The sequence below is a fragment of the uncultured Tepidimonas sp. genome (genome assembly GCF_938045175.1).
GTDB lineage: Bacteria > Pseudomonadota > Gammaproteobacteria > Burkholderiales > Burkholderiaceae_C > Tepidimonas.
Window position 1 is genome coordinate 1 of record NZ_CALIND010000168.1, and the last position, 4,597, is coordinate 4,597.

Consider the following 4,597-nt stretch of genomic DNA (forward strand, 5'->3'; position numbering starts at 1 on the left):
ACCGACGGTGACCTGCGCCGCCTGATCGAGCGGCGCGAGAGCGCCGACCTGCGCAGCCTGCGGGTGGGTGACGTCATGCACCCGCAGCCGCGCACCGTACGGCCGCAGATGCTGGCCGTGGAAGCGGCCGAGCTGATGGAAACCCACCGCATCACCAGCGTGCTGGTGGTCGACGAGGCAGGACGACTGGTGGGCGCCTTGAACCACCACGACCTGATGCGCGCCAAGGTGATCTGATGACACGACCGGTGCTGACCTTCGCCCCCGAGATACTGCTGCGAGCGCAGGACGTGCGGGTGGCGTTTTTCGACGTCGACGGCGTACTGACCGACGGCGGCCTGTATTACGGCGCCGAGGGTGAGATGCTCAAGCGCTTCTCCAGCCTGGATGGCCACGGTCTGAAGCTGCTGCGCCGCGCCGGCATCGAGCCTGCCGTCGTCACCGGGCGCGACTCGCCCGCCTTGCGCAAGCGGCTGGACGCGCTGGGCGTGCGCCACGTGCGCTACGGCACCGAAGACAAAGGACCCGCGGCACAAGCGATACTGGAGGAACTGGGGCTGACCTGGTCGCAAGCGGCCGCCATTGGCGATGACTGGCCCGATTTGCCGGTACTGACACGCTGTGCCTTTGCCGCCGCGCCCCCCACGGCGCACGCGGAGGTGCGCGCGCGCGTGCACCACGTCACCGGAGCTGCGGCCGGGCATGGGGCCGCGCGTGAGTTTTGTGACCTGCTGCTGGTGGCCACGGGCCACTACGCAAGCTTGTTGGCCGAAACCCTGCCATGACCCCACGGTCGGCATCGCCCCCGCTGCAGGCCCCGCGTTGGCATGGCGTCTGGGATCGCCTGTCGCTGTACCTGCCCGTCGCGTTGATGGGTGCGCTGGCCGTGATCACCTATGGCGTGGTGCGGCAATTGCCGCCACCCACCGCCCAGGGAGAGACGCCACTGGCGGCTGGCCAGCCCGACTACCGGTTGGAACACTTCACCCTGCGCCGCTACGCCGCCGACGGCGCGCTGGAGACGGTGCTGCGCGGCACCATGATGGAGCACGTCCCCGCCACACAGACGCTCAAGGTCGAGCAGGCGCAACTGGAGCGGCTGTCACGCGAGGAAGGCACCCGGCTGCACGCCAGTGCCCACACGCTGCAAACCGACGACGACCGCACCCGCTATTTTTTGCAGGGAGACGTGCGTGTGGTGCGCGAACCGTGGCGGGACCCCGTGGGCACGGGCGCCAAACGAAATGCCACGCCCCGCCTGACCCTGGAGGGCCAGACGCTGACGTGGCATACCCAGCAACGGCTGCTGGAATCCGATCAACCGGTGCGCGTCACACGAAGCACTGCGCGCGGTACCGACGTCCTGCGGGGCGACCGGATGCGCTACGACGAGCGCGCCGGCGTGGCCGAGCTGGACGGCCAAGTGCGCGCCACGCTGGCGGCGCACACTGGCAGCAGCGGTCAGTAGCCGCCGCGATCGTCTCGGCGGCGCGGGCCACCGTAGGGGCTGCGGAACTGGCCATCGCCACCGCCGTAGCCGCCCCCATCCCGGCGGCCGCCGCCGAAGCCGCCGCTGCGCGGGGGACGCGCCTCCATCGGGCGCGCCTCGTTGACGACGAGGTTGCGACCGCCCATGGACTGCCCGTTCATGCCAGAGATGGCCGCTTGCGCCTCGGCATCGCTGCCCATCTCGACGAAGCCAAACCCCTTGGAGCGGCCGGTGTCGCGCTCCATCATGACCTTGGCGCTGGCCACCTGACCGTACTGGCTGAAGGCTTGTTCGAGATCGCCGTCGCGCACAGAATACGGAAGATTGCCGACGTACAACTTGTTGCCCATTTGAGGGACTCCTGAGAACACACTGAGAGAGAACGAAAAGCGACGGAGCCCCGACGGCACACAAGACAACTGCAGCACGCGAAACCAACCGATCACCCGACTGGCGAGCGTCGCGGACACTCGCCACCCCCATTATGCGCTGTGTCAAGGGTTTTGGGGCGGGTTTTCGACGATCGGCGACCTCCAACACCGCGTCGATGCGCCAGAAACAACACCTCAACCACGCACGGCAACCCATGGTTGCCGCTATACTGCGCGCTGCGCCGATTTGAGTCCCGCTTGCGGGCGCGTAACAAATACCGCTAAAGAGGAAGGTCCGGCCGCCGCGCCGGGCCCGCAAGCCCTCGGTCACGGCGCAACAACCGGAATCCAGACCGTGATCGTTACCCCACAACGCCATGTGTTTACCGAGCCGCTCGCGCTGCGCAGTGGCGCTGTGCTGCCGTCGTTCGAGCTCGCCTACGAGACCTATGGCACCCTGTCGCCAGACCGCGACAACGCGGTACTGATTTGCCACGCACTCAACGCCAGCCACCACGTGGCCGGCCAGTACGCCGACGAGCACGGACAACCCATCCCAAAGAGCGAAGGCTGGTGGCACAACATGGTGGGGCCGGGCAAGCCAGTGGACACCGACCGGTTTTTCGTCATCGGGGTCAACAACATCGGCTCGTGCTTCGGCTCCACCGGCCCCACGCACGTCAACCCTACCACGGGGCAGCCGTGGGGAGCCGACTTTCCCGTCGTCACCGTGGAGGACTGGGTCGACGCCCAGGCACGGCTGCTGGATGCGCTGGGCATCGACCGGCTGGCCGCCGTCATGGGCGGCAGCCTGGGCGGCATGCAGGCGCTGTCGTGGACGCTGCAATACCCGGAGCGGGTGCGCCACGCCATCATCGTCGCCAGCGCCCCCAACCTGACGGCCGAAAACATCGCCTTCAACGAGGTGGCGCGGCGCGCCATCGTCACCGACCCCGATTTCCACGGCGGTCACTACCTGCGCCACGGCACCAAACCGCGGCGCGGCCTGCGCATCGCGCGCATGATCGGGCACATCACGTACCTCAGCGACGACCTCATGAACGAGAAGTTCGGCCGCCGCCTGCGCCCACTGGCCGAGGCGCTGCGCGCGGGTGACGTGGAGGCGGCGCAGCGGCTGGCCTACCGCTACACCACGCAGGAGGTGGAGTTCGAGATCGAAAGCTACCTGCGCTACCAGGGCGACAAGTTCAGCGAATACTTTGACGCCAACACCTATCTGCTGATCACGCGCGCGCTGGACTACTTCGACCCGGCACGCGACTTCGAGGGCGACTTGAGTGCGGCACTGGCGCGCGCGCGCGCCAACTTTTTGCTGGTGTCATTCAGCACCGACTGGCGCTTTTCCCCCGCGCGCAGCCGCGAGATCGTCAAGGCGCTGCTGGACAACCGGCGACCGGTGAGCTACGCCGAAATCGACGCGCCCCACGGACACGACGCCTTTTTGCTGGATGACGCGCGCTACCACGCTGCCGTGCGGGCGTATTTTCAGCACCGCGTGGACAGTCGCCGTGCCGCCGCGGGAGCCTGAGCCATGAGCGATCGACTGACCCAAGACCTCATCGCCAGCCTGGTGCCGCCGGGGGCGCGCGTGCTCGACCTCGGCTGCGGCGACGGCGCGCTGTTGGCCCATTTGCGCGAGACGCGCGGCTGCACGGGCTACGGCATCGAAATCGACGATACGCACGTGCTGGCCTGTCTCAAGCGCGGGCTGGACGTGCTGCAGTTCAACCTGGAAGAAGGGCTGTCGACGTTCGCCGACGACAGCTTCGACGTGGTGCTGCAGATCGACACGCTGCCACACCTGCGCAACGTCGAAACCATGCTGCGCGAAACCGCACGGGTGGGGCGCAGCGCGATCGTGGCCTTTCCCAACTTTGCGCACTGGCCCAACCGGTTGCGCGTGCTGGCCGGGCGCATGCCGGTAACCAAGCGCCTGCCCTACGAGTGGTACGACACACCCAACATTCGCGTCGGCACCTTTGCCGACTTCGAGGTGTTGGCACGCCGCCTGGGCCTGCACATCGAGGACGCCTTCGGCCTGGAAGACGGGCGGGTGGTGCGCACCCTGCCCAACCTGTTGGCCAGCACGGCCGTCTTCAAGCTGACCAAGCGCTGAGGGGGTGCCCGATAAAACCGGGCGCCAGGCAGCAGCCGCGCCCGGCGCGGTTCAGGCCAGCTCGCGCAGCGTCTCGCCCAGCGCATCGATCAAGCGCTGGATCTCCGCCTCGGTGCTGATGAACGGCGGCGCGAGCTGCACCGTGTCGCCGCCGTAGCGCACATAAAAACCTTTGGCCCACATGCGCATGGCGACCTCGAACGGGCGCTTGAGCGGCTCGCCCGGCACCGGCGCCAGCGTCAGACCGGCAGCGAGCCCATAGTTGCGGATGTCGGTCAGATGCAGACTGGCCCCGCGCAGGCTGTGCACGGCTTCCTCGAACACCGAGGCGAGCGCCCGCACCCGCGCCAGTGCCTCGTCGCGCTCGAGCAGGTGCAGCGACGCCAAGCCGGCCGCGCACGCCACCGGGTGCGCCGAATAGGTGTATCCGTGCGGGAATTCGAGCGCGTACTCGGGCCCACCCGCGGCCATGAACGTGTCGTAAATCTCCTGCCGCACCACCACGCCGCCCAGCGGCTGCACGCCGTTGGTGACCTGCTTGGCGAAGTTGAGGATATCGGGCGTAACGCCGAAGGCCTCGGCCCCGGTCCAGGCGCCGCA

The 4,597-nt window shown here is 68.0% G+C and carries 7 protein-coding genes and 1 riboswitch; of the genes, 5 read left to right on the top strand and 2 right to left on the bottom strand.

Annotated elements, in window-relative coordinates; genetic code table 11:
• The 3 genes from Q0716_RS08785 to lptC form a co-directional block, all read left to right on the top strand.
• On the top strand, positions 1–237 hold a 237-nt coding region (locus tag Q0716_RS08785; protein ID WP_299022160.1), incomplete at its 5' end, for a CBS domain-containing protein.
• Positions 237–785, top strand: a complete 549-nt coding sequence (locus Q0716_RS08790; protein WP_299022163.1) for an HAD family hydrolase — start codon at positions 237–239, stop codon at positions 783–785. The genes Q0716_RS08785 and Q0716_RS08790, both read left to right, overlap by 1 nt.
• Complete coding sequence (gene lptC / locus Q0716_RS08795; RefSeq protein WP_299022165.1) at positions 782–1,468, top strand: LPS export ABC transporter periplasmic protein LptC; 687 nt, start codon at positions 782–784, stop codon at positions 1,466–1,468. The genes Q0716_RS08790 and lptC overlap by 4 nt, the downstream gene beginning before the upstream one ends.
• Here lptC and Q0716_RS08800 read toward each other — a convergent pair.
• Entirely contained in the window at positions 1,462–1,839 is a 378-nt protein-coding gene (locus Q0716_RS08800) for an RNA-binding protein (protein ID WP_299022167.1), read from the bottom strand. The two genes, lptC and Q0716_RS08800, sit on opposite strands and share 7 nt — an antisense overlap.
• A gap of 250 nt (positions 1,840–2,089) precedes the next feature.
• Positions 2,090–2,166, top strand: a riboswitch (SAM riboswitch).
• Positions 2,167–2,215: 49 nt separating this feature from the next.
• Between Q0716_RS08800 and Q0716_RS08805 the strand changes: the two genes are divergently transcribed.
• Together Q0716_RS08805 and metW are read left to right on the top strand one after the other, a co-directional pair.
• Positions 2,216–3,409, top strand: coding sequence for a homoserine O-acetyltransferase (locus tag Q0716_RS08805; RefSeq protein ID WP_299022170.1), 1,194 nt, complete (start codon positions 2,216–2,218; stop codon positions 3,407–3,409).
• Positions 3,410–3,412: 3 nt separating this feature from the next.
• The gene (gene metW, locus Q0716_RS08810; RefSeq protein ID WP_299022172.1) at positions 3,413–3,997 is read left to right on the top strand and encodes a methionine biosynthesis protein MetW; all 585 of its coding nucleotides are present in this window, start codon (positions 3,413–3,415) and stop codon (positions 3,995–3,997) included.
• Between the two features lie 51 nt (positions 3,998–4,048).
• Here the strand turns inward: metW and Q0716_RS08815 are convergent.
• Positions 4,049–4,597 (bottom strand): aminotransferase class III-fold pyridoxal phosphate-dependent enzyme (locus Q0716_RS08815; RefSeq protein WP_299022175.1); only part of this gene is annotated, 549 nt, incomplete at its 5' end.